This window comes from Streptomyces rugosispiralis (genome assembly GCF_024505145.1).
Classification (GTDB): domain Bacteria; phylum Actinomycetota; class Actinomycetes; order Streptomycetales; family Streptomycetaceae; genus Streptomyces; species Streptomyces rugosispiralis.
The window spans coordinates 139,302-159,449 of record NZ_JANIAA010000015.1 but is presented as its reverse complement, the minus strand read 5'-3'; the positions used below and the strand labels follow the sequence as shown (position 1 = coordinate 159,449).

The following is a 20,148-nucleotide window of genomic DNA, read 5'->3' as shown; positions in this document are numbered from 1 at the left end:
GTGCGAGGCTCTGGAACTCATATCGAGCTCGTTACTCCGGCACTGGCCGCACAGGCCGCCCACAAGCGAGGCTCTTAGATGCCTCGGTGGCAGGGCCGCGCGGCCAGGAGGCACTTGACGGACCGTTGACGGAGGTACACGACCATGGACATCAAGGTGTTGGGGCCGCTGAGCGTCGAGGCGTGCGGTCAGTCGATCGTGCCCAGCGCGGGCAAGCCGCGCCAGATCCTTGCACTGCTTTCCGTCTACGCCAACCAGATGCTCCCGGTGCCCACTCTTATGGAGGAAATCTGGGGCACGCAGATGCCGCGCAGCGCGCTCACCACTTTGCAGACCTACATCCTCCAGCTGCGCCGCAGGCTGGCCGCGGCCTATGGACCGCAGGCCCCCCAGGCTTCCAAGGACGTGCTCGCCACGCGGTACGGCGGATATGTGCTGGAGGCCCAGCCGGGCGCGGTGGACATCCATGAGTACGACCGGCTGGTGGCCGCGGGGCGCGACGCGCTGGACGCCGGGGACGATGTCCAGGCGTCCCTGCTGCTGCGCGAGGCGCTGGCCGTCTGGCGCGGCCCCGCGCTGGTGGATGTGAAGGTCGGGCCGGTCCTGGAGATCGAGCTGGCCCGGCTGGAGGAGAGTCGGCTGGGCGTCCTGGAGCGCCGTATCGAGGCCGATCTGCGGCTGGGCCGCCATGCCGAGCTGCTCACGGAACTCACCGAGCTGACCGCCCGTCATCCGCTGCACGAGGGGCTGCATGCCCAGTGCATGGCCGCGCTCTACCGCGCGGGCCGCCCCTGGCAGGCGCTGGAGGTCTACCAGGGGCTGCGCGCCAGACTGGTCGAGGACCTCGGGCTGGAGCCGTCGCCGCGGCTGCAGAAGCTCCAGCAGGCGGTGCTCGCCTCCGACCCGGCGCTCGATCTGGACCTGGACGGCCACTGGCGCCGCCCGGTGCTCGATCTGTTCGCCGCATAGCCCCCGGCCAACGGCCTCCCGGCCAACGGCCCCAGCCCCCAGCCCGCAGCCTCGACCCCCAGCCCACCGCCGACAGCCCCGCAGAGCACAGCCCCGACAGCCCTGAGATCCCAGACATCCCCGATACCGCCCCGTCCTCGTCCGGAGTCCCCTAGGCCCCGTACCAGCCGTCCCCGTCCGGCGAACCATCCCCCCAAGAACGCCCGGCGCCGCCCTTCAGCCGGGCCTGCTACGGCTCCGCTGCCCGATCCCCCCGCGCGGGCAAGCGGAGCCGTAGCGCGTCCAGGGCTGTCACAGGCGCCCGATGCCCGATGCCCATGGCCTGAAGCCCTGGACCCTGAGCCCGACCAGCAGGAGGCGCGATGATGCGCGAGATCGACACCGATGTGTGCGTGGTCGGGGGCGGCCCTGCCGGTCTGGTGCTGGCGCTGCTGATGCTGCGGTCGGGGGCTCGGGTGACCGTGGTGGAGTGCGCCCGCGCGCATCAGCGCGTGGTCCGCGGCGAAATACTCCAGCCCGGCGCGATGGAGCTGTTGGACGCGCTCGATGTGCTCGCCGGCGCACGCGCCCGCGGCGCCCATGAGCACCACCGGTTCCTGGTGATGGAGGGCGAGCGGGTGCTGCTGGAGGCCGACTACCGGCTGCTTCCGGCCCCGTACGACCACCTGCTGAGCGTGCCGCGCCCCCATCTGCTGGACGAGCTTCTCGCCCGCTGCCGCCGCTCGCCCGGCTTCCGCTATCTGCCCGGTCGCCGGGCCGGGGCGCTGCTGCGGCGGGAGGGGCGGATCGCCGGGGTCATCGCCGAAGGTCCGCCGGGCCGCTGTGCCGTGCGGGCCCCGGTGGTGGTCGGCGCGGACGGCCGGTTCTCACGGATCCGGCGGCTGGCGGGCATCGGGGCGGGCCGCGCCGACGCGTTCGCCCAGGATGTGCTGTGGTGCACCCTCATCACGCCACCGGAAGAGCCGCCGGTCCGCGATGTGCGGGTGTACCGCACCGGTGGCGGCCCGGTGCTGGTCTACGGCTCCTGGCCGAACCGGATCCAGATCGGCTGGACTCTGCCGCACCGGCGTTACGGCCATATCGCCGCCCTCGGCCTCGACCACGTCAAGGAGCGGCTGGTGCGCGCCGTGCCGCGGTACGCCACGCTGATCCGCGATCAGATCCGCACCCCCGCCGACCTCGGTGTGCTCGATGTCTTCTCCGCCCGCGCCGAGCGCTGGGTGGCCGACGGGCTGGTGCTGATCGGCGACGCCGCCCACACCCACAGCCCGACCGGCGCCCAGGGCATCAACCTCGCGGTGCAGGACGCGGTGGTGCTGCACCCCCTGCTGACCCGTGCCCTGGCCGAGGGCGACACCAGCGCCGAGCGGCTGGCGGAGTTCGAGCGGCGGCGCGGACCCGATATCGCGGCGGTGATGCGGATGCAGACGTTGCAGAGCCGGGCGATCCTCTCGCAGGGCACGTTCACCACCCGGGTGCGCCCCCGTCTCGCGCGGGCGCTGCGTCGTACGCCGCTCTATCGCAAGATCCTCCAGCGCATGGCCTACGGCAACCCCTCGATCCGTATCGCCGACGCCGGAGTGTGCGGCCGTACATGACACCTCCGGGCGCGATGGCCGGAAACCAGCCCCGCACCGACTTCTCGCCACCCCGGCATTGGTGCCATGCCCCGTACGGCCTAGGTTGAGGCCATGCACACTGTCGTGATTCTGGCGCTTGACCAGGTCATCGCCTTTGATCTGGCCACCCCGATCGAGGTGTTCACCCGCACCCGGCTGCCTGATGGCCGGGAGCCCTACCGGGTCCGGGTCTGTGCCCCCGCCCCCACCGTCGACGCCGGGGTGTTCGCCCTCCAGGCCCCGTACGGGCTCGAGGCGCTCGCCGAGGCCGACACCATCGTCGTGCCCGGCCGCGGCGACGCCCTGCTCCCGGTCCCCGACGAGGTGCTCGAGGCGCTGCGGGACGCGGCCGGGCGGGGCACCCGTATCGCCTCGATCTGCTCCGGCGCCTTCATCCTCGCCGCCACCGGGCTGCTCGACGGACTCCGCGCCACCACGCACTGGATCGGCGGCGCGCTGCTCGCCGAGCTCCATCCGAAGATCCAGGTCGACCCGGATGTGCTCTATGTGGACAACGGCCAGTTCCTCACCTCGGCGGGCGCCGCGGCCGGCCTCGATCTGTGTCTGCACCTCATCCGGCGCGACCATGGCTCCGCCGTGGCCGCCGACGCCGCCCGGCTGTCGGTGATGCCCCTGGAGCGGGAGGGCGGACAGGCCCAGTTCATCGTCCACGACCAGCCGCCCGTGCCGCGCGGATCGCTGTTCGAACCCTTGCTGCGGTGGATGGAGGACAACGCAGGACGGGACCTCACCCTCAACGAGATCGCCGCCCACGTCGGCATGAGCACCCGCACCCTGAACCGCCGCTTCCGGGAGCACACCGGGACCACCCCGCTGCAGTGGCTGCACCGCGCCCGGATCCGCCAGGCGCAGTATCTGCTGGAGGCCACCACCCACCCCGTCGAACGCATCGCCTCCCAGGTGGGGTTCGGCTCGCCCACCTCCTTCCGGGACCGCTTCAAGCGCGTCGTCGGCACCAGCCCGCACAGCTATCGCTCCGCCTTCCAGCGAAACGCCGGATAGCCGCCGAGTGAGACCCCGGACGGGGTCGGGCGCGGGTCGAGGCGGGCTCGAGTCACGGCGGCGACCATGGCCTTCTCAGTGGGAACGACCGCGAGGAGCGCCCATGTTGGACCTCGGCCTGGAGGGGCGCACGGTCCTGGTCACCGGGGCCACCGGCGCCATCGGCAGCGCCGCAGCCCGCGCCTTCGCGGAGCAGGGCGCCCGGGTCGCGCTCGCCTTCCGGCACCGCCGCGAGGCCGCCGAGGCGCTGGCCGTGGAGCTGTCCGGACCGGACCGGGCCAGAGCCTTCGCCGTGCCGTACGCCCTGGACGACGCCGCGTCGCCGCGCTGGGTCGTGGCCGCCGTGGAGGAGCACTGGGGCGGGCTGGACGTACTGGTGGCGGCCGCCCGGCGACAGGGCGCGCGGCGCGAGCCGCACGCCCGGTTCGAGGACGTCCCGGAGGAGCACTGGCGGCCGCTCGTCGCCGACGCCTTCGCGCCCGCGATCCGCACCGTCCAGTGGGCCGTGGCCGGGATGCGGAAGCGCGGCTGGGGCCGGATCGCGCTGGTGGCCCCGCCGCAGGCGCCGGAAGGCGACCCGGGTGGGGAGTTCCACGAGGTGGCGCGGGCCGGGCTGCGGGGTCTGGTCCGCGGGCTGGTGGGCGAGGTGGGCGGGGATGGAGTGCTGATCAACGCCGTGTGCCCCGGGCCCACTCCGCTCGACCGGCCGCCGACCTCGCCCGACCGGCCGCCGACTCCGCCTGACCGGCCGCCGACTCCGCTCGGTCGGCCGCCCACCGTCCCCGAGGGTCTCACCGTCCCCGAGGGTCTCACCGCCCTGGAGGACCCCATGACCCCCAAGAGCCCCATGACCCCCAAGGGCCCCATGACCACCCCCGAGGACATCGCCCGCGCGCTCGTCTTCCTGTGTTCGGCGGCCAACGGCGCGATCACCGGCGAGACGCTGACGCTCGAGGGGCGCCGCTGAGCCCGCCGAGGGCGCGAAGGTCGGCTCGGTGTCATGTCCATTCGGTGTCATGTCCATCGGCCGGACGGGTCGGTCCGGCCGGCTCGACCTCTGCGGGAGGTGACCATGCGCGTCCTGTTCACGACCTGGGCCTCGGGCGCCCATCTCGTCCCCATGGTGCCGCTGGCCCGCGCCCTGCTCGAGGCCGGGCACCAGGTGCGGGTCGCGGTGCCGTCCGAGTGCGCGGCGGCCGTCGCCCGCGCCGGCCTGGTGCCGGTGCAGATCGGCGCCCTGCCCATGGCGGTGGTCAGGGCGCCGGACGCGCCGCGCCGCCCGCGCGGGATCTGGCCCACGGACTGGCCGGTGCGGCCCGCCGCGCTCACCCCGGAGCAGCACGGCGTGCTGCGCGCGTGCGGCGACCGGCAGGTGCGGATCGCCGAAGCGATGGCCAAGGGCCTGGTCGCCTTCGCCCGCTGCTGGCAGCCGGAGCTGGTGGTGCACGACGCGGGCGCGTACGCGGGCACGGTGGCCGCGGGGGCGCTGGGCGTGCCCGCGGTCGGCCAGCTCTGGGGGAGCGCGGCCGTCCTGCGGCTGGACCGGCAGCGGCTCGAAGGCCCGCCGCTGCCCGGCTACGCCCGGCTGATGCGGCGTTACGGCGCCGATCCGGCGCGCGAGCCCGATCTGTGGCTCGACCCCTGCCCGCCGAGCCTCGCGCTGCCCTCGCGGGCGCGGCGGCTGCCGGTGCGCTTCGTGCCGCACGACGGGACGTCGCCGGACGAGACGCCGTCGCCGTACGAGGTACGCCGCGCCGGGGCGCACCCCGGGCGCTCCGAGCACCTGGGGCACCCCGGGCCCTCCGGGCACCCCGGACGCCACGCCGCCGCGTCGAACGGGCGGCGCGGGCCGGGCGGCGGTCCCAGGCGCTCCGGACCGGTGCGGGTGTGCGCGGCGTGGGATGACGCCGGTGGCCCGCCGGAAGCCGTACGGGCCGCGCTGTGGGCCGCCGAGACGCGGGGCGTGGAGGTCGTCCGGGTCGGTAGCGCCGCCGAGGGGCGGCCGCCCGCCGGACCGCTGCACCGGGTGCTGCCGGGCTGCCGGGCGCTGCTCCACCAGGGCGGGGGCGCGGCGGTGCTGGCCGCCGCCATGGCCGGGGTGCCGCAGTTGGTCGTCGCGCCCCGCCTGGAGCATCAGCTGAACGGGGCGCGGCTGGCCCGGGCGGGCGCCGGGATGTATCTGCCCGCCGACGCCCTCGACGCCACCCGGCCCGGGGCGCGGGCGGCGGGCGCCCGGCTGGCCCTGGATCTGTTCGCGTTGCTGGAGCAGCCCTCGTACGCGGCGGCGGCGCACGCCCTGCGCCGGGAGACGCTCGCGATGCCCGGCCCGGACAAGGCGGTGCGGGCGGTCACCCGGCTCGCGGGCCCGGCGGTGTGAGCGCGCCGGCCCCGCGCGGCCGGTGCCGCCGGGCCACGCGAAAGGCCCCTCACCGAGGTGAGGGGCCTTTCGCTGTCTGTGCGCCGCCAGGGACTCGAACCCCGGACCCGCTGATTAAGAGTCAGCTGCTCTAACCAACTGAGCTAGCGGCGCCTGCTGACGTAGGAGACCTTAGCACCCGGACGCCACGGAGCGAAAATCGATAAGTTTCAGCCCGGATGGGCGGCGGGTGCGCTGGTCACAGCCGTGCTGACAAGATCACCGCAGGTGGCGCGGGCCGCCCTCACACACGCCCACAGCAGCACCTCGGGGCCGGGCAGCCAGGGGCCGCGGACATCGGGCGCGACCAGCCAGCGCGGCGACGGCGTCGGGGACGGCGTCGGGGCGGACTCCCGGATTCCGGACTCCGTGGCACGGGACTCCGCGGCCCGGGACTCCCGGGCGTCGGCCTTCCTGGCGTCGGCCTCTTGGGCCTCTTGGGCACCTTGGGCACCTTGGGCATCGGGCCCCAGGGGCGGGGCCTCCTGTGGACCGGGGTCCGGCGGAAACAGCGGCGGTACGGTCACCGCGTCGCCCCGGCCATAACAGAGCAGCGGGGGAGCGGCCGCGCCCCACTCCTCCCAGCCGAGCAGCGCAGGCAGCCGCTGGGCGGTCCCCGGGGTGGCGAAGAGCAGGACCCGGCCGCCCTGGGCCGCGACCGGTCCGGTGCCGGGGCCGTCGGTCCATAACCGGCCCACCACCCGGCGGCCGAAGAGCGCGTCCATGCTGATCACGTCGAACGCGGTGCCGCACGGCAGCGTCACCGGAGCGGTCGGGGAAGCGGCCCACAGGGCCTGCACACCGCGCGGGGAGGCGCTGGCCGAGGCGAGCCAGTCCGCGCCAGCCGGGGTGACGAAGGCGGCGGTGTGAAGTGAGTCCTGCGGCGATCTGCTCATGTTTCCACCTTTACCGTCAGCGCCGACGGTGTAGAGAGATGAGACGAAACCGGGACATCGGATGGCGGTATCGGGTACCTTCCCCCGCATATGCCCCGGGCTCACGCCTGCCGTCAGTCCAGCACCTCGCCGCCCCGCATCAGCTCACGACCGAACTCGACCATCTTCTTGGCGTAGTCCTCGGTCCACTCCGCGCGTTCGGCGATCACGGCGGGGGTCAGCCGATCGAACCGCCTCGGGTCGGCGAGCTGCGCGGCCGCCATCGCCTGGAACTCCATGGCCCGGTCCGTCGCCGCGCGGAACGCCAGCACCAGCTCCGTCGAGCGGGACAGCAGCTCACGCGGGTCTTCGATCGATTCCAGGTCGAAGAAGTGCGCCTCGTCGGACGCGGCGGCGGCCGGTTCGAAGAGCAGGGGCGCGGGTTTCAGCCGCCGGGGCGCGGAGCCGTGCCGGCCGTGAGCCGAATCCGGCTCGGGCATGTGATCTCTCCTCCTGGTCGTGAGACACGTACGGTTCGCGGGTCTTGTCGTCTCCATTGTCGCGCGTAGGGCAAGGGCACCCCCGCCGTACGCCGCCGACCTGGGGTCTCTCCCCACCCCACCGCCCCCTGAACCATGGCCGTGCCGCTCACCCCGGTGACGCACCGTACGGCCACCGGGACGCGCCGCCCCCACCGGTCGCCGGGGAGGCGCGGTTACGACCCTCGGAGACGCACCTTACGGTCACCGGGAACGCGCCCTCGCGCCCTTACGGTCACCGGGAACGCGCCCTCACGTCCTTACGGTCGCCATGAAACCCGGTGCTCGGACAGGTGTGCCAGCACCGCGTGGTTGGCCTCCCAGCCGTCCGGGAACTTCACCGTGACGCCCAGCTGCACCGGCTCCGTGGACGGGTGCTCGTCCAGCAGTTCGGCCACTCCCGCCCGGCACACCACCACACACGCCTGCCGGTGCCGCGACGCCAGCACGCACAGCCGCCCCGTCTCCAGGTGGAAGGCCGTGGCGTCCGGCCGCCCCGACAGCGGGTGGAGCACGACCGTGACGTCGAACTCACGCCCTTGGAGGCGATTGGCGGTGTCGACGGTGACGCCGGAGACCCCGAGGCCCGCCAGCGCCGCCCGGACCGCCGCCGCCTGGTCCCGGTGCGCCGTGCCCACCGCGATCCGGTCCGCCGCGACCGGCTGCGGTTCGTCGGACCGCTCGCTGACCGCCACCGCGCCCCGGTCCAGCAGCCGCCGCACCACCTGGGCCACGGCCGCCACCGCCTCCGGGTCGGTGCGCGGGGTGCGCCGGGCGGGCAGCTCCAGCAGCCCCCAGCCGGACGCGGCGGCCTCGTCCAGCACCCGGTCGGGGCCCGAGCCGTCGGAGGCCACCCCGAAGCTCAGCCGCCGCTCGCCGTGGCCGGTGCCGCTACGGAAGGGCGTGTACGGGTAGAACGCGTGCGAGACGAGCGGCGCGGCCGAGGCCGGGAGCCGCCAGGACACCGGCAGCCGGTGTTGCGGAAGCCGCGGATTGTGGGCGAGCAGGGTGGTGACCGCGCTCGCCGACGGGTCGTACGACAGCCCCGCCCACTGGTCGGCGCCCACCACGCTGAACGGGTCCAGCTGCCCGGGGTCGCCCACGAACAGCGCCCGCTCGAACAGCCCGGCGACCGCCAGCAGCGCGTCGGAGCGCATCTGGTACGCCTCGTCCACGATCGCGTGCCGCCACGGCTCGACGTTCTTGATGTGCGCCCACTTCGCGGCCGTGGAGACCACGATGTCGAGCCCGGCGAGGTCGGCGATCTTCGCGGAGGCGCGCACCGACTCATGACCGTCGAGCACCGGGTCGTAAGGATGCGGATCGCTGCTGTGCAGCCGCCCCACCGGAAGCTCGGGGTCCGCCGTGGCCAGCCGGTCCACCAGATCGTCCACCTGGGCGTTGGTCTGCGCGACCACCATCAGCGGCCGCCCGGCGGCGGCCAGTTCCCGTGCGGCCCGCACCACCAGCGTCGACTTGCCGGCACCGGGCGGGGAGTCCACGACGACGCCGCGGTCCGCTCCGTGCAGCGTGTCGTGCAGGATCGCCTCGGTGGCGCGTGCCGCGGCGGCCGACGGGTCGAACGGCTCGCCCGCGCGGGCACGGCCCGGGTGGGCCGCGGCGGCGGCCGGGTCCGCGCCGATCACAGATAGTCCTCCTCGGTCATCGGGTCGGGCTGGGGGCCCTGGGCCGGGGCGGCGGCGTCCGGCGGACCGCCATGGGTCCATGGGGTGCTCTCCGGGTCGGGCAGCTCGGGGCCGCCGCGCGGGGCGTGCTCGAACAGCGTCCAGCACACCCGGTCGCCCTTCTCGGGCACCGTGCCCGGCTCGGGCTGCTTGCCCCGGCCCATCCCGCCGGTCAGCCGCACCACCAGCGCATGACCCGGGCCGTCCGTATCGCCCGGGTCGCCCACGACATCGGCTCCGCCGGCCTCGCCGGACCCGCCCTCGCCGGACCCGCCCTCGCCGGACCCGTCGGCGCCATCCACGTCGGCAGTACCGTCCACGTCGGCAGCGCCGTCCAAGTCCGCGGCATCGTCCAGGTCCGCGAGACCGGCGAACTCCCCGCTCTGCGCCCTGCCGTCGGCCGTGACCCGGTGCAGCTTGACCCGCTCGGCCAGGTGCGGACGGTCCTCGGTGCGGATCGTGACCAGCGGGCGCGGGCGCGGCACCTTGGCGTCCGACCAGGCCATCTCCACATCGATCACCTCGCCCGCGAACGCCTCACCGGCCAGCCGCCGCCCCGCCATCACCAGCGGGTCGTCCAGCGCCTCATGGGCGTCCAGCTGGGCCTGCGCGGTCTCCCGCGCGGCGAGCTTCTGCGCCGCCGTCACCGCGTCGTCCAGCTTGGGCTGGGGCGGCTCCCCGGCCCGGACCCGGTCCCGGTGACCGGTGTAGGACCAGCGGTCCCGCTTCCAGCGGTCGGCCACCCGCGTGCCCTCCGGGAGGGCACGCAGCAGGTCCACCCCGTGCCACAGCGCGTCCCAGGTGGGCCGCAACTGAGATTCGACCAGCCCGCGCAGCTCCGCCTCGGCGAGCCGCAGCCGCGCCGCGCCCCCGGCCACGCCCTGTGCCGCCTCGGCGCGGGCCGCGTCGTAGCGGGACATCGCCGGGGCCAGCAGCTTGTTGTCGAAGGCGGGGTCGGTGGACGGTCCGGCGGGCGGGCAGCGCAACTGGCCCGCCTCGTCCCGCTCCGACTCCGCCCGCAGCGCCGCCTCCGCGCCCGGCACGCCCGCCGGGGGGTCGATCCAGGCCAGCAGCGAGCCCAGGTGCTGATCCTCGAGATTGCTCTGGCCGGTCGCCCAGTGACGGCTCAGCAGCTCGGTGAGCGAGAGCAGCAGACAGGAGCCGGGCACCCGCGCCCGCTCCCCGTAGTGGGTCAGCCACCGCCCCAGCAGCGGTACCCGCGCGGGTGCCGGGAAGGGCGTCTCCGGGTCCTGCTCGGCGGTCCGCCGGAACCGCATCGACCGGCCCAGCAGCCGGACGAACGCCACGCCCGCGGCGCTGGGCACCAGCAGTTGCGGCGCGTCCTGGCAGAGCTCGACCTGGACCGGCACCTTCTTGCCGGTCTCCGGATCGGTCTCCTTGCGCTCCTCCAGCTCGACCTCGTCCCCGTACGAGTCCAGATACGGCTGGATCTCCTCCGCGAGCTCGGCGAGGAACGCGAACCGCAGGTCGCGGTCGCGCGGCTGGGCCACGATCAGCAGCCGCGGCGCGTCCCGGTCGGTGCCCACCAGCGCCCCGAGCGGCGCCCCCGCCTCACCGGCGGTGGTGAGCGGGACGAACGCCAGCGGACGCTCCGAGAGATGGCGGTGGCGCACGGTGGTCAGGGGCTGGGCCCGTCCCTCCCGGACCGCCTCCATCCGGGCCAGGGTGGTGATCAGCGACATGCCACCGCCTCGGGGCGGGCGGCGAGCGCCTCGGCGCGCAGGGCCGCCGCGCGGCGCAGGGCGTCCACGGCGGGGTCACCGGTGGGCGCCTTGTCGGCGGGGCCGTTCATGGCGGCCGTAAGGACGGCGTCCACGGTGGTGAGCCCGCCCAGCTCGCCCCGGACGCCACGGCCCAGCGCCTCGACCTGTCCCGCCGCGCGGGACCGGGTCCGGCAGTGGGCGGCCAGCTCACAGGTGGACAGGCACTCCGGTGCGTACGCCGCGTCCACCGAGTCCACGGCGGCCGTGAGCTCCTCCATCGGCCGGGTCGGGACGCGGCCGTCGTCGGTGAGCCGGAGGTCGAAGGTGGTGCCCTCGGGGAGGGCGGCGGCGATCTCCTCGATCCGGGTCAGCCGGTCGAGCTGCCGCCGGGTGACCGCCAGCTGCTTGCGCACATCGACCAGTTCGGCGGTCGGCAGGTTGGAGAAGTCCTTGGGGCAGACGAGCAGCACCTGATGCCGCACCCGGGCCCGCACGGGAGCGCTGTCCGCTCGGGCCGCCGGAGCCGCCGGGCCCACCGAGGCCGAGGCCGTCTCCGCCGCGCCGCCGTTCTCCGCCGCGCCGCCGTTCTTCGCCGCGCCGCCGTTCTTCGCCGCGCCGCCGCCCTGCCCCGGCTCGCCGATCATCGACGCCACCCGCTCCAGCGCCAGCGTGTAGACCGCCGACTGCCGGGCGGCCGCGCCCACCTTGGCCGGGTCGGCGGAGCCGTCCACCATGGGGAAGGACTTGATCTCGACGACCGTCCACGACCCGTCGGGGTGCACCACGACCGCGTCCGGCTCCAGGAAGGCGGGCGAGCCCGCGACGTCCAGGCTCACCATCGGATGGTCCAGCAGCGCCCAGCGGCCCGCCTCGGTGGCCTCCCGCAGCGCGAGCGCCGTACGGGCCGTGCGGCCCTGCGGGCCAGGCGCGGTCAGATCGGGGGTCGCGACGGAGCCGGGGCCGGGCGGCTCCGAGCCGTCGCGCAGCCGCTCGTGCAGCAGCCGCACCAGATCCGCGCCGCCGTCGGCCTTGACCCGGGCCTCGAAGGAGTTGCCGCGCTGATGCGCGAACTGCGACTGCCCGAAGTTCGCGGGAGCACCCAGGGCCTGCGCCAGCGCGCCCTTGTCGACCCCGGCCCCGTCCAGCAGCGCGCGGCGGCGGCAGCCCGGGTTGGCGGCCAGCGCGGCCAGCGCTCGGGCGTCCATCGGACGGGGAGCGGTGGCCGGGCCGCGCAGCTCAGCGAGCCGCTGCCGGAGCCCCGTCGCCTGCCGCGGGGGCCGTGCCGCCCGTGGCCGTGGCGCCTCGGCCGCCGGTACCGGCACCGGCTCCCCGGCCGCCGTCGTCCGCGGCACCGTCGGTGCGTCGCCTGTCCGCGCCCCTGCCCTGCTGTCGGGGGATCCGTTCCCGTTCACGCGCCGAAGTCTCGCACTTGTCACCGACATTCGCGGGCACACCCGCGTTTCGGGAGGCGACGGGGGCCTCCTGGGCCGGGCGCAGGCGGGTGCGCAGGGCCTCCGTGAGCCGCAGCGCCGGGCCCGCCAGCAGCGCCCCGAGCCCCATGGTGGCGGCGCCGGCGACCGCGTCCAGGAAGTAGTGGTTGGCGGTGCCCATCACCACGAGCGTGATCGCCAGCGGATAGCCGACCGCGACGACCTTGGTCCACCCCGAGCGTCCGTGCCGCCACAGGGCGACGCCGCACCACAGCGCCCATCCCACATGGAGGCTGGGCATCGCCGCGTACTGGTTGGTCAGCCCGCCGAGCCCGCGCGGTGCGCTGGCGTCGCCGCCCCACCAGCCGTACGAGCCGTACTGCGCCATGGTGTCCACGAAGCCGTGGCTCGCGTCCAGGAGCCGCGGCGGGCACGTGGGCAGCAGGGTGAAGCCTATGAGCCCGATGACCGTGGAGACCAGCAGCCAGGTGCGCAGAAAGCGGTAGTCCGACGCCTTACGGCGCTTCCACAGCCACATCAGGATGACCGGGGTGAGGACGTAGTGCAGCGAGGCGTAGGCGAAGTCCGCCGGTATGCCTATGACCGCGTTGGCCGTGAGGAGGTCGTTCAGCGGCGACTCGAAGTCGATGTTCAGACGCTGTTCGAAATGGAGGATCGCCAGACCGTGATCGACGGCGCTGGACACATCGCCGCGGGCCAGGAGCCGACCGGCCGAGTATGCGGCGTACACCACCGCTATGAGCGGCAGTTCGGTCCACCAACGGGGCCGACTGCCCTGTGCTGCTCCGGCACGGGGCACGGTATGGGGCATTCGGACGCTCTCCAAAGTTCAGGCGGCCAGAAAAAGGCGCGCGGTCAACCGTACGGTGTAGGCGAAGCGACCTACGCACCGCCCCCGTCCGCGAGCGCGCCCACTGTCGGAACCCCCCTGGCGGACTCGCGCGCAGCCTGGAAGACGCCAGGAGTGACCCGGAGGTTGCCTGCCGATCACGTGCGCGATGATGGAGGGATGGTGATCGGCCATGCGCTGGTCCCGCGATGTGCACGAAACCGCAGGCAGCGACGTGTAACGGCGCACGGCGGCGCGGCGGTGCGAATCCGGTGAAAGAAGGCACTACCCCATGGCCCCACGCATCCTCCTGGCCCGGCACGGACAGACGCGGTGGTCGCTGACCGGGAAGCACACCGGCCGTACGGACATCCCGCTGCTGGACGAGGGACGGCGCGGCGCCGAACTGCTCGGCGAGCGGCTGCACCACGGCCCCTGGGCGGGCCTCCCGGACGCCGAGGTGCGCACCAGCCCGCTGTCGCGGGCGAAGGAGACCTGCGCGCTGGCGGGCTTCGGCGACCGGGCGCGGGAGTGGGACGCGCTCCTGGAGTGGGACTACGGCGCGTACGAGGGGATGACCCCCGCCGAGATCACGGCCGTCCGGCCGGGCTGGCTCATCTGGCGCGACGGGGTGCCCGAGGGCGAGTCGATCGCCTCGATCGCGGCGCGGGCCGACGAGGTCGTGGAGTGGGCGCGCTCGGCCGACCGCGATGTGCTGGTCTTCGCGCACGGCCACATCCTGCGGACGCTGGGCGCCCGTTGGCTCGGCCATGACGCCTCCTTCGCCGCCCGTATCCGGCTCGATCCCACGTCCCTGTCGGTGCTCGGCTGGGCGTACGGCGAGCCCGCCATCGAGCGCTGGAACGACACCGGCCATCTCGACTGAACCGGCCATCTCGCACCGCGGCCGTACCGCGTCAGACCGGACTGGTGCGGCCGGCCGGCTCGGGGCGGGCGGGGGCCCCGGGACGTGCGGACGCCTCGGGGCGCACGGCGGCCTCGGGGCGAGCGGTGGCCGTCTCATAGCGGGCGAGGAAGTCGGCGACCGCCGCATCGCGACCGTAAGGACGCAATATCCGGGCCGTGTCGTCGAGCATCCGGCGGATCCGCGACGACTTCACCTGGTCCAGCAGGCCGAGCGCCCGGCCGGCCGAGGCGGCGGCCGCGTCCGGCGCGCCGCCCGCCACCAGATCGCTCGCCAACTCCGTGGTGAACAGCGCGATATTGCGGGTGAAGTGGGGGTTCTGGAGGGCCACCGCGCGCCGCGCGTGCTCCACGGCGCGCTTCCAGTCGCCGAGCGCCGACCAGCACTGCGCCTCAAGACCCTCCAGTTCGGCCTCCCCGAAGAAGCTCATCCACTCGGGGTCGGCGTCGCAGGGTCCGCGCCCGAACAGCGTCCGGGCGCGCAGCAGCGCCCGCTCACAGCCGCCCCGGTCGGTCAGCCAGGCGAGCCCCCCGGCCTCGCGCAGCGCGAGCAGCGACAGCAGCCGTGGCGAGGCGAGCCGCTCGGCGACCCGCTGGGCCGCCTGCGCCGCCCTCACGGCCTCGCGGGGGTGCCCGGCGTCGCGGGCGAGGAAGGCGGTGTTGCAGAACGCGTGCGCCTCCAGGGCGGCGTCGCCGGAGACCCGCGCGGTGGCCAGGGCCTCGGCGTAGTGGGATCGCGCGTCGGACAGCCGCCCGGAGTCATGGGCCAGCCAGCCCACCGAGATGGCCAGTTCGCCCGCGCCCGCGAAGAGCCGCTCGGCGATCGAGCGGCTGTAGCCGCCCGCGTCGAGCAGCGCGTAGGCGGCGCTCAGCGGTTTGGCGGTGTGCGCGTAGAGGGGGTCGGCGCCGTGCCGGTCGTCCAGCACCCGGATCCGCCGTACGGCCTCCTCCACGGCCGCCGCCTCGGCCTCGCCGACCCGCCGCCCCGCCCGCCGGGGCGGCGTCCCGGCCCGGGGCGCGGCGGCCACGGCGGCGGCCGCCGCCCCACCGGCCATGAACGAGCGGCGCAGCAGTTCGCTCTCCTCGAAGATGTCGACGGATCCCTTGCCCTGGGGCTCGCAGGGCCCGGGGCGCGGTCCGGGTACGGGCACGGGCACGGGGGCGGGAAGTCCCGCGGGGCCGCGCGCCTGGTGGCCGCGCACCGACTCACGGGAGGCGAAGCCGAGATCCGTAAGGGTGCGGCCGGGGAACATATGGCGGAAGACCCGCTCGTACGCGTAGTTGGGGCAGCGGATCGCCCCGGACTCGACACGGCCGATATAGCGGGCGTCGCAGGAGACCTGCTCGCCGATCTCACGGGCCGCGCGACGCACGGACGCCGCGAACTCGGAGGGCGAGAGCTGTCCGCGCAGTCGGCGGAACGCGGTGTTCGGCCGGGGTGGCGGGGGCTCTGGAAGCGGCGTCATCTGAGCCTCTCCCTTGGTGATGCCAGGTGGGCGGGGGAGAACCGTACCGGCTGTGCGATCCACGACACTCGGAGATTTCCGGCAAACCTGACGTCTCGCCCACGATCTGCCATGAACTGCCATCCTTTACGGCGGCATTCGGCCGTAGCCGTTGACGCCGCAGCGCGTTGAATCAGGTGCTACCCGATGAAGAGGGAGGCCGGAGTGGATACCAGCCGCTCACGGACGACTGCTCAGCACCACCCCCAGCGCCAGGACTGCGATCTCGTCACCGTGCCCGCCCGCCAGGGGCTGGAGGCGGTGGACATCATGCGTCGTGCGTGCGACGGCCTCGGTCCCGTCCTGCATGACAACGCCTGCGACACCCTCGGCTTCCTGGTCCCGCCCGGCACGGCGGACGGCTGGGACCTGCCGGGCTCGGCGTGTACCCAGACATCCGGGCGTGGGATCCGGATAAATATCGGCTCCGGTGCCGGCACCCCCGCCGAGGCCGGAGACACCCGAACCGGAGACTCCGCATTCGGAGACCTCCCCTACGGAAGCAACGAGTCCGGAGACACCGCGTCCGGCGACACGGTGTCCGCAGACAGCGCGTCCGCGGACACCGCGTCCGGAGACGGCGGATCCGGCGCGGCCGGGAACGAGGCCCCGCCGGGCATCGGCACCGGCTGGCTGGTGCCGCCCCACGCGGCGTACACGGTCGCCACCGACCCCGCCGAGCTCCGGGCGGCGCTCGGTGAGGCGGCCCGCATGATCGAGGCAGTCGACCGCTGCCAGTGAGCCCCGGGGGCTGTCAGTGGTCGGCCGCATACTGGGACACATGGCGAAAGGCACGAACAAGCGAGCCGCGCGCGGGCGCGGAGCGGCGCGGGGACGCAGCCCCGAGCCGGTCACCGCATCCGTCGACGGGGGGCTCGCCGAACTCGTGCCGGACCGGGACCGGCCGCGCGGCTGGACGCTGCTGCTCGACGGCAAGCCGCAGTCGCATGTGGACCTCGACGACCCCGCGTATCTCGACTTCGAGTACCAGCGCAGATTCGGCCATGTCGCCGATCTCGCCGCCCCTCCCGGCCGCCCGCTGCACGCGGTCCATCTGGGCGGCGGCGCCTTCACCCTCGCCCGCTATATAGCGGCCACCCGCCCCCGCTCCACCCAGCAGATCATCGAGATCGACGCCCCGCTCGTCCAGTTCGTCCGGCGTGAGCTGCCGCTGGACCCCGGTGACCGGATACGGGTGCGCGGCGCGGACGCCCGGACCGGGCTCGCCAAGGTGCCCGACGGCTGGGCGGATCTGATCATCGCGGATGTCTTCAGCGGGGCCCGTACGCCGGCCCACCTCACCAGCGCGGAATTCCTCGCCGAGGTGCGCCGCGCCCTGCGCCCCGACGGGTGCTACGCCGCGAATCTCGCCGACGGTCCGCCGCTGGCCCATCTGAAGGCCCAGATCGCCACCGCCCGCGCCGCGTTCGCCGAGGTGTGTCTGACCGCCGACCCCGCCCTGCTGCGCGGCCGCCGCTTCGGCAACGCCGTGCTGCTGGCCGCCGACCGCGAGCTGCCGCTGGCCGAGCTCACCCGCCGCGCCGCGGGCGATCCGCACCCCGCCCGGGTCGAACACGGCCGCGCGCTCGCGGACTTCACCGGAGGCGCGGCCCCGGTCACCGACGCGACCGCCGCCCCCTCCCCGGCCCCACCGCCCGCCGTCTTCGCCTGACCGCAGACCGGCACGATCGACGGCGGGCCAGGGGAGTGCCGGCGAAGCGCTCAGTGCTCGTCGATGCGAACCTGGGGCGGACCGTCGTGCCAGGTGCAGAAGACGGTGGTGGTGTCCGCCCCGGAGACGAAGTCCACCCGGATCCACTCGCTCTGCTTCCACACCCGCATCTGCCATCCGCCGTCCGGTGTGGCCGAGACCAGATCCGCCGACGCCGCCCGGATGTCGAAGACCGCCCGGCCGCCCTTGACCGGATAGCTGCGCACCTGCCCGCTCTCCTCCGGCCGCGCCGACTCCCGCCGGGACGGCTTCTGCGTCGGCTTCCGGGTGCTCCCGGCCGAACCGGACTCCTCGCCCTTGTCCCCATCGGACCCCGCGTCCGCCCCGGGAGGCGAGGGCGAGGACGGCGAGGACGGCGAGGACGGTGAAGTGGCCGAGGGCGAGGGCGGTTTGGGGCGATGCGTCGAGGAGGACCAGGCGCCGTTCGCCGACCCGGAGCCGTTCGCGATCGGCAGTGCGCGCGGCGGATCGTAGGCCGTACCCGTCAGCACCGTCCGCACGCCGTACCACGACAGCGTGACCGCGGCGCCGGTCGCCAGCACCCAGGCCAGACATTGGACCAGACCTCTTTGCATCTTCCTCATCTTGCCTCACCCGAATGGCGTACGGTGCCGCCCATGGCAAGTGTGCTTGTGGTCGAGGACGACCAGTTCGTGCGCTCAGCCCTCATACGGCAGTTGACCGAGGCGTCCCATACCGTGCGCAGCGTCGGCACCGCCCTGGAGGCGTTGCGCGAGGTGGCACAGATCGGATTCGACGTCGTCATCCTGGACCTCGGCCTGCCCGATCTGGACGGGGCGGAGGCGCTCAAGATGCTGCGCGGCATCACCGATGTGCCGGTCATCGTGGCCACCGCCCGTGACGACGAGGGCGAGATCGTCCGGCTGCTCAACGACGGCGCCGACGACTACCTGGTCAAACCGTTCTCCGTGGCCCATCTCTCCGCCCGGATGACCGCCGTGCTGCGCCGTGCGCGCGGGGGCGGGGCGGGCGAGCCGGGCGGCGCGGCGGCGCCCCCGGCGGTGCTCCGGGTCGGCGGGCTGGCCGTCGATCCGCTGCGCCGTCAGGCCCAGTTGGACGGCATGACGCTCGATCTGACCCGGCGCGAGTTCGACCTGCTGGCCTATCTCGCCGGGCGGCCCGGTGTCGTGGTGCCGCGCCGGGAACTCCTCGCCGAGGTCTGGCGGCAGGCGTACGGGGACGACCAGACCATAGACGTCCATCTGTCCTGGCTGCGCCGCAAGCTGGGCGAGACGGCCGCCCGGCCGCGCTATCTCCATACGCTGCGCGGGGTCGGCGTCAAACTGGAGCCCCCGGCGGAGCACACGTGAGATGGGCCCTGGTCAAGGTCTGTCTGGCGGTCACGGCGATGGTCGTGGTCGCCTTCGCCGTACCGCTCGGACTCGTCGTCAAGGAGCTGGCCCGGGACCGGGCGTTCGCCGACGCCGAGCGGCAGGCCGCCACCATCGGCCCGGCGCTCGCCATCACCACCGAGCGGGCGCGGCTGCAGCGCGCGGTCGCCAGCACCCAGGCGGGCGGGGACGGCCGGATGGCGGTGCACGTCCCCGATGAGCCGGGGGAGCGGGGGAGCGGCTACGACCTGGGCAAGAGCCGGGCGCCCAAGGGCGAGCTGGCCACCGCGCGGCGGCTCGGCCGCGCCTCGGTGTCCGACGCCCCCGGGGGCTACGCACTGCTCCAGCCGACCGCGCTGAGCAGCGGTCAGGTCGCGGTCGTGGAGGTGTATGTCCCGCGGACCGTGGTCACCAGCGGGGTCACCACGTCCTGGCTGGTGCTCGCGGGCGTCGGCCTCGCACTGATCGTCGGCGCGGTGGCCATCGCCGACCGGCTCGGCACCCGGCTGGTGCGTCCCGCCGGACGGCTCGCCGAGGCCGCCCACGACCTGGGCCGGGGCGAGCTAGGGGTGCGCGTCCCGGAGGACGGCCCGGCCGAACTCCGGGCGGCCGCCGCCGCGTTCAACTCCATGGCCGACCAGGTGGTCCAGCTTCTGGCCGGTGAGCGCGAGCTGGCCGCCGACCTCTCCCACCGGCTCCGCACCCCGCTGACCGTGCTGCGCCTCAACGCCGCCTCGCTGGGCGAGGGACCGGCGGCCGACCAGACCCGCGCCGCCGTCGCCCAGTTGGAGGGCGAGGTCGACCAGATCATCCGCACCGCCCGCCAGCAGAAGACCCACACCCCCTCCGGCTGTGACGCCTCCGAGGTGATCCGGGACCGGATGGAGTTCTGGTCCGCGCTCGCCGAGGACGAGGACCGTACGGTGCGACTGGCCGGGGTCGACCGCACCGTAAGGGTGCCGGTCGCCCGCCCCGAACTCGGCGCCGCGCTGGACGCCCTGCTCGGCAATGTCTTCCGGCACACCCCCGAGGGCACGGCGCTCGCGGTGGACGTCCACAACGGCGAGGACAGCGTGATCATCCTGGTCTCCGACGCGGGCCCCGGCATCGCCGACCCGGACGCGGCGCTCCGCCGGGGCCACGGCGACGGCGGCCCCGGCTCGACCGGCCTCGGCCTGGACATCGTGCGCCGGGTCGCGGAGTCCACCGGTGGCGATCTGCGGATCGGGCGGTCCGTGCTGGGCGGCACCGAGGTACGGGTGTGGCTCTCGCTGAACGGCGCCGGCTCCGCCGACCCGGGGCAGCGGCGGCGCGGCCGTAAGAAGAGGACCCGGGGCCGCAGCCGGACCAAGGAGCCCGCGGAGCATTAATCGCCTCCGATGGGTTCCTTAAGGCAGCCATAAGATCCGTGGCCGGTGCACGGATCCTGCCGTTTGTCCGACTTCCCCTCGCTAGCGTGTCGCCCGCACCATCACCCCCCACATCCGTACAGCGAAGGCAGGCAC

General features: G+C 74.4%; 18 protein-coding genes and 1 tRNA gene. 10 read left to right on the top strand and 9 right to left on the bottom strand.

Annotated features, from left to right (window positions below):
• Positions 1–144: 144 nt before the first annotated feature.
• The 5 genes from NP777_RS23315 to NP777_RS23295 all read left to right on the top strand — a co-directional run bounded on the left by NP777_RS23315 (position 145) and on the right by NP777_RS23295 (position 5,988).
• The gene (locus NP777_RS23315; protein ID WP_037953152.1) at positions 145–969 is read left to right on the top strand and encodes an AfsR/SARP family transcriptional regulator; all 825 of its coding nucleotides are present in this window, start codon (positions 145–147) and stop codon (positions 967–969) included.
• Between the two features lie 362 nt (positions 970–1,331).
• Positions 1,332–2,567, top strand: a complete 1,236-nt coding sequence (locus NP777_RS23310; RefSeq protein WP_256652114.1) for an FAD-dependent monooxygenase — start codon at positions 1,332–1,334, stop codon at positions 2,565–2,567.
• Between the two features lie 93 nt (positions 2,568–2,660).
• Positions 2,661–3,611, top strand: coding sequence for a GlxA family transcriptional regulator (locus NP777_RS23305; RefSeq protein ID WP_256652113.1), 951 nt, complete (start codon positions 2,661–2,663; stop codon positions 3,609–3,611).
• 103 nt (positions 3,612–3,714) lie between these two features.
• Positions 3,715–4,578, top strand: a complete 864-nt coding sequence (locus tag NP777_RS23300; RefSeq protein WP_256652112.1) for an SDR family NAD(P)-dependent oxidoreductase — start codon at positions 3,715–3,717, stop codon at positions 4,576–4,578.
• A 105-nt stretch (positions 4,579–4,683) separates the two neighbouring features.
• Positions 4,684–5,988, top strand: coding sequence for a nucleotide disphospho-sugar-binding domain-containing protein (locus tag NP777_RS23295; protein ID WP_256652111.1), 1,305 nt, complete (start codon positions 4,684–4,686; stop codon positions 5,986–5,988).
• A 79-nt stretch (positions 5,989–6,067) separates the two neighbouring features.
• Here NP777_RS23295 and NP777_RS23290 read toward each other — a convergent pair.
• The 7 genes from NP777_RS23290 to NP777_RS23260 all read right to left on the bottom strand — a co-directional run bounded on the left by NP777_RS23290 (position 6,068) and on the right by NP777_RS23260 (position 13,112).
• Positions 6,068–6,141 (bottom strand) — tRNA-Lys (locus NP777_RS23290).
• Between the two features lie 56 nt (positions 6,142–6,197).
• Positions 6,198–6,923 (bottom strand): bifunctional DNA primase/polymerase, encoded by a 726-nt coding sequence (locus tag NP777_RS23285; protein WP_256652110.1) that lies wholly within the window; start codon positions 6,921–6,923, stop codon positions 6,198–6,200.
• 113 nt (positions 6,924–7,036) lie between these two features.
• The gene (locus NP777_RS23280) at positions 7,037–7,402 is read right to left on the bottom strand and encodes a hypothetical protein (protein ID WP_020871076.1); all 366 of its coding nucleotides are present in this window, start codon (positions 7,400–7,402) and stop codon (positions 7,037–7,039) included.
• Positions 7,403–7,701: 299 nt separating this feature from the next.
• A complete protein-coding gene (locus NP777_RS23275; protein ID WP_256652150.1) occupies positions 7,702–9,084 on the bottom strand; it encodes an AAA domain-containing protein in 1,383 nt (460 codons plus the stop codon).
• Positions 9,084–10,829 carry a hypothetical protein gene (locus NP777_RS23270; RefSeq protein ID WP_256652109.1) on the bottom strand — a complete coding sequence of 582 codons (1,746 nt, stop codon included), beginning with the start codon at positions 10,827–10,829 and terminating at the stop codon, positions 9,084–9,086. The genes NP777_RS23275 and NP777_RS23270 overlap by 1 nt, the downstream gene beginning before the upstream one ends.
• Positions 10,820–12,202, bottom strand: coding sequence for a hypothetical protein (locus tag NP777_RS23265; protein WP_391858557.1), 1,383 nt, complete (start codon positions 12,200–12,202; stop codon positions 10,820–10,822). Before NP777_RS23265 ends, NP777_RS23270 begins: the two co-directional genes overlap by 10 nt.
• Positions 12,087–13,112 (bottom strand): phosphatase PAP2 family protein, encoded by a 1,026-nt coding sequence (locus tag NP777_RS23260; protein WP_256652108.1) that lies wholly within the window; start codon positions 13,110–13,112, stop codon positions 12,087–12,089. Before NP777_RS23260 ends, NP777_RS23265 begins: the two co-directional genes overlap by 116 nt.
• A 310-nt stretch (positions 13,113–13,422) precedes the next feature.
• On the opposite strand from NP777_RS23260, the gene NP777_RS23255 reads away from it, so the two are divergent.
• On the top strand, positions 13,423–14,016 hold the full coding sequence (locus NP777_RS23255; protein WP_256652107.1) for a histidine phosphatase family protein: 594 nt from the start codon (positions 13,423–13,425) through the stop codon (positions 14,014–14,016).
• Positions 14,017–14,047: 31 nt separating this feature from the next.
• On the opposite strand, the gene NP777_RS23250 is transcribed toward NP777_RS23255, so the two are convergent.
• A complete protein-coding gene (locus NP777_RS23250) occupies positions 14,048–15,520 on the bottom strand; it encodes a tetratricopeptide repeat protein (protein ID WP_256652106.1) in 1,473 nt (490 codons plus the stop codon).
• Positions 15,521–15,724: 204 nt separating this feature from the next.
• Between NP777_RS23250 and NP777_RS23245 the strand changes: the two genes are divergently transcribed.
• Together NP777_RS23245 and NP777_RS23240 are read left to right on the top strand one after the other, a co-directional pair.
• Positions 15,725–16,300 carry a hypothetical protein gene (locus tag NP777_RS23245; RefSeq protein WP_256652105.1) on the top strand — a complete coding sequence of 192 codons (576 nt, stop codon included), beginning with the start codon at positions 15,725–15,727 and terminating at the stop codon, positions 16,298–16,300.
• Positions 16,301–16,340: 40 nt separating this feature from the next.
• Positions 16,341–17,231: a spermidine synthase gene (locus NP777_RS23240; RefSeq protein WP_256652104.1), complete on the top strand. Its 891-nt coding sequence runs from the start codon at positions 16,341–16,343 to the stop codon at positions 17,229–17,231.
• 50 nt (positions 17,232–17,281) lie between these two features.
• Here the strand turns inward: NP777_RS23240 and NP777_RS23235 are convergent, their stop codons facing one another.
• Positions 17,282–17,866 (bottom strand): hypothetical protein, encoded by a 585-nt coding sequence (locus NP777_RS23235; RefSeq protein WP_256652103.1) that lies wholly within the window; start codon positions 17,864–17,866, stop codon positions 17,282–17,284.
• A 42-nt stretch (positions 17,867–17,908) separates the two neighbouring features.
• Here NP777_RS23235 and NP777_RS23230 point away from each other — a divergent pair, with 42 nt between their 5' ends.
• Entirely contained in the window at positions 17,909–18,622 is a 714-nt protein-coding gene (locus NP777_RS23230) for a response regulator transcription factor (protein ID WP_210951160.1), read from the top strand.
• Complete coding sequence (locus NP777_RS23225) at positions 18,619–20,013, top strand: sensor histidine kinase (RefSeq protein ID WP_256652102.1); 1,395 nt, start codon at positions 18,619–18,621, stop codon at positions 20,011–20,013. The genes NP777_RS23230 and NP777_RS23225 overlap by 4 nt, the downstream gene beginning before the upstream one ends.
• Positions 20,014–20,148 lie beyond the last annotated feature (135 nt).

What these genes read in the sequence shown, in the direction of transcription:
- NP777_RS23315 (WP_037953152.1), top strand. Translation starts at nt 145, where the DNA reads ATGGACATCAAGGTGTTGGGGCCGCTGAGCGTCGAGGCGTGCGGTCAG.
- NP777_RS23310 (WP_256652114.1), top strand. Translation starts at nt 1,332, where the DNA reads ATGATGCGCGAGATCGACACCGATGTGTGCGTGGTCGGGGGCGGCCCT.
- NP777_RS23305 (WP_256652113.1), top strand. Translation starts at nt 2,661, where the DNA reads ATGCACACTGTCGTGATTCTGGCGCTTGACCAGGTCATCGCCTTTGAT.
- NP777_RS23300 (WP_256652112.1), top strand. Translation starts at nt 3,715, where the DNA reads ATGTTGGACCTCGGCCTGGAGGGGCGCACGGTCCTGGTCACCGGGGCC.
- NP777_RS23295 (WP_256652111.1), top strand. Translation starts at nt 4,684, where the DNA reads ATGCGCGTCCTGTTCACGACCTGGGCCTCGGGCGCCCATCTCGTCCCC.
- NP777_RS23285 (WP_256652110.1), bottom strand. Translation starts at nt 6,923, where the DNA reads ATGAGCAGATCGCCGCAGGACTCACTTCACACCGCCGCCTTCGTCACC.
- NP777_RS23280 (WP_020871076.1), bottom strand. Translation starts at nt 7,402, where the DNA reads ATGCCCGAGCCGGATTCGGCTCACGGCCGGCACGGCTCCGCGCCCCGG.
- NP777_RS23270 (WP_256652109.1), bottom strand. Translation starts at nt 10,829, where the DNA reads ATGTCGCTGATCACCACCCTGGCCCGGATGGAGGCGGTCCGGGAGGGA.
- NP777_RS23260 (WP_256652108.1), bottom strand. Translation starts at nt 13,112, where the DNA reads ATGCCCCATACCGTGCCCCGTGCCGGAGCAGCACAGGGCAGTCGGCCC.
- NP777_RS23255 (WP_256652107.1), top strand. Translation starts at nt 13,423, where the DNA reads ATGGCCCCACGCATCCTCCTGGCCCGGCACGGACAGACGCGGTGGTCG.
- NP777_RS23250 (WP_256652106.1), bottom strand. Translation starts at nt 15,520, where the DNA reads ATGACGCCGCTTCCAGAGCCCCCGCCACCCCGGCCGAACACCGCGTTC.
- NP777_RS23240 (WP_256652104.1), top strand. Translation starts at nt 16,341, where the DNA reads ATGGCGAAAGGCACGAACAAGCGAGCCGCGCGCGGGCGCGGAGCGGCG.
- NP777_RS23235 (WP_256652103.1), bottom strand. Translation starts at nt 17,866, where the DNA reads ATGCAAAGAGGTCTGGTCCAATGTCTGGCCTGGGTGCTGGCGACCGGC.
- NP777_RS23230 (WP_210951160.1), top strand. Translation starts at nt 17,909, where the DNA reads ATGGCAAGTGTGCTTGTGGTCGAGGACGACCAGTTCGTGCGCTCAGCC.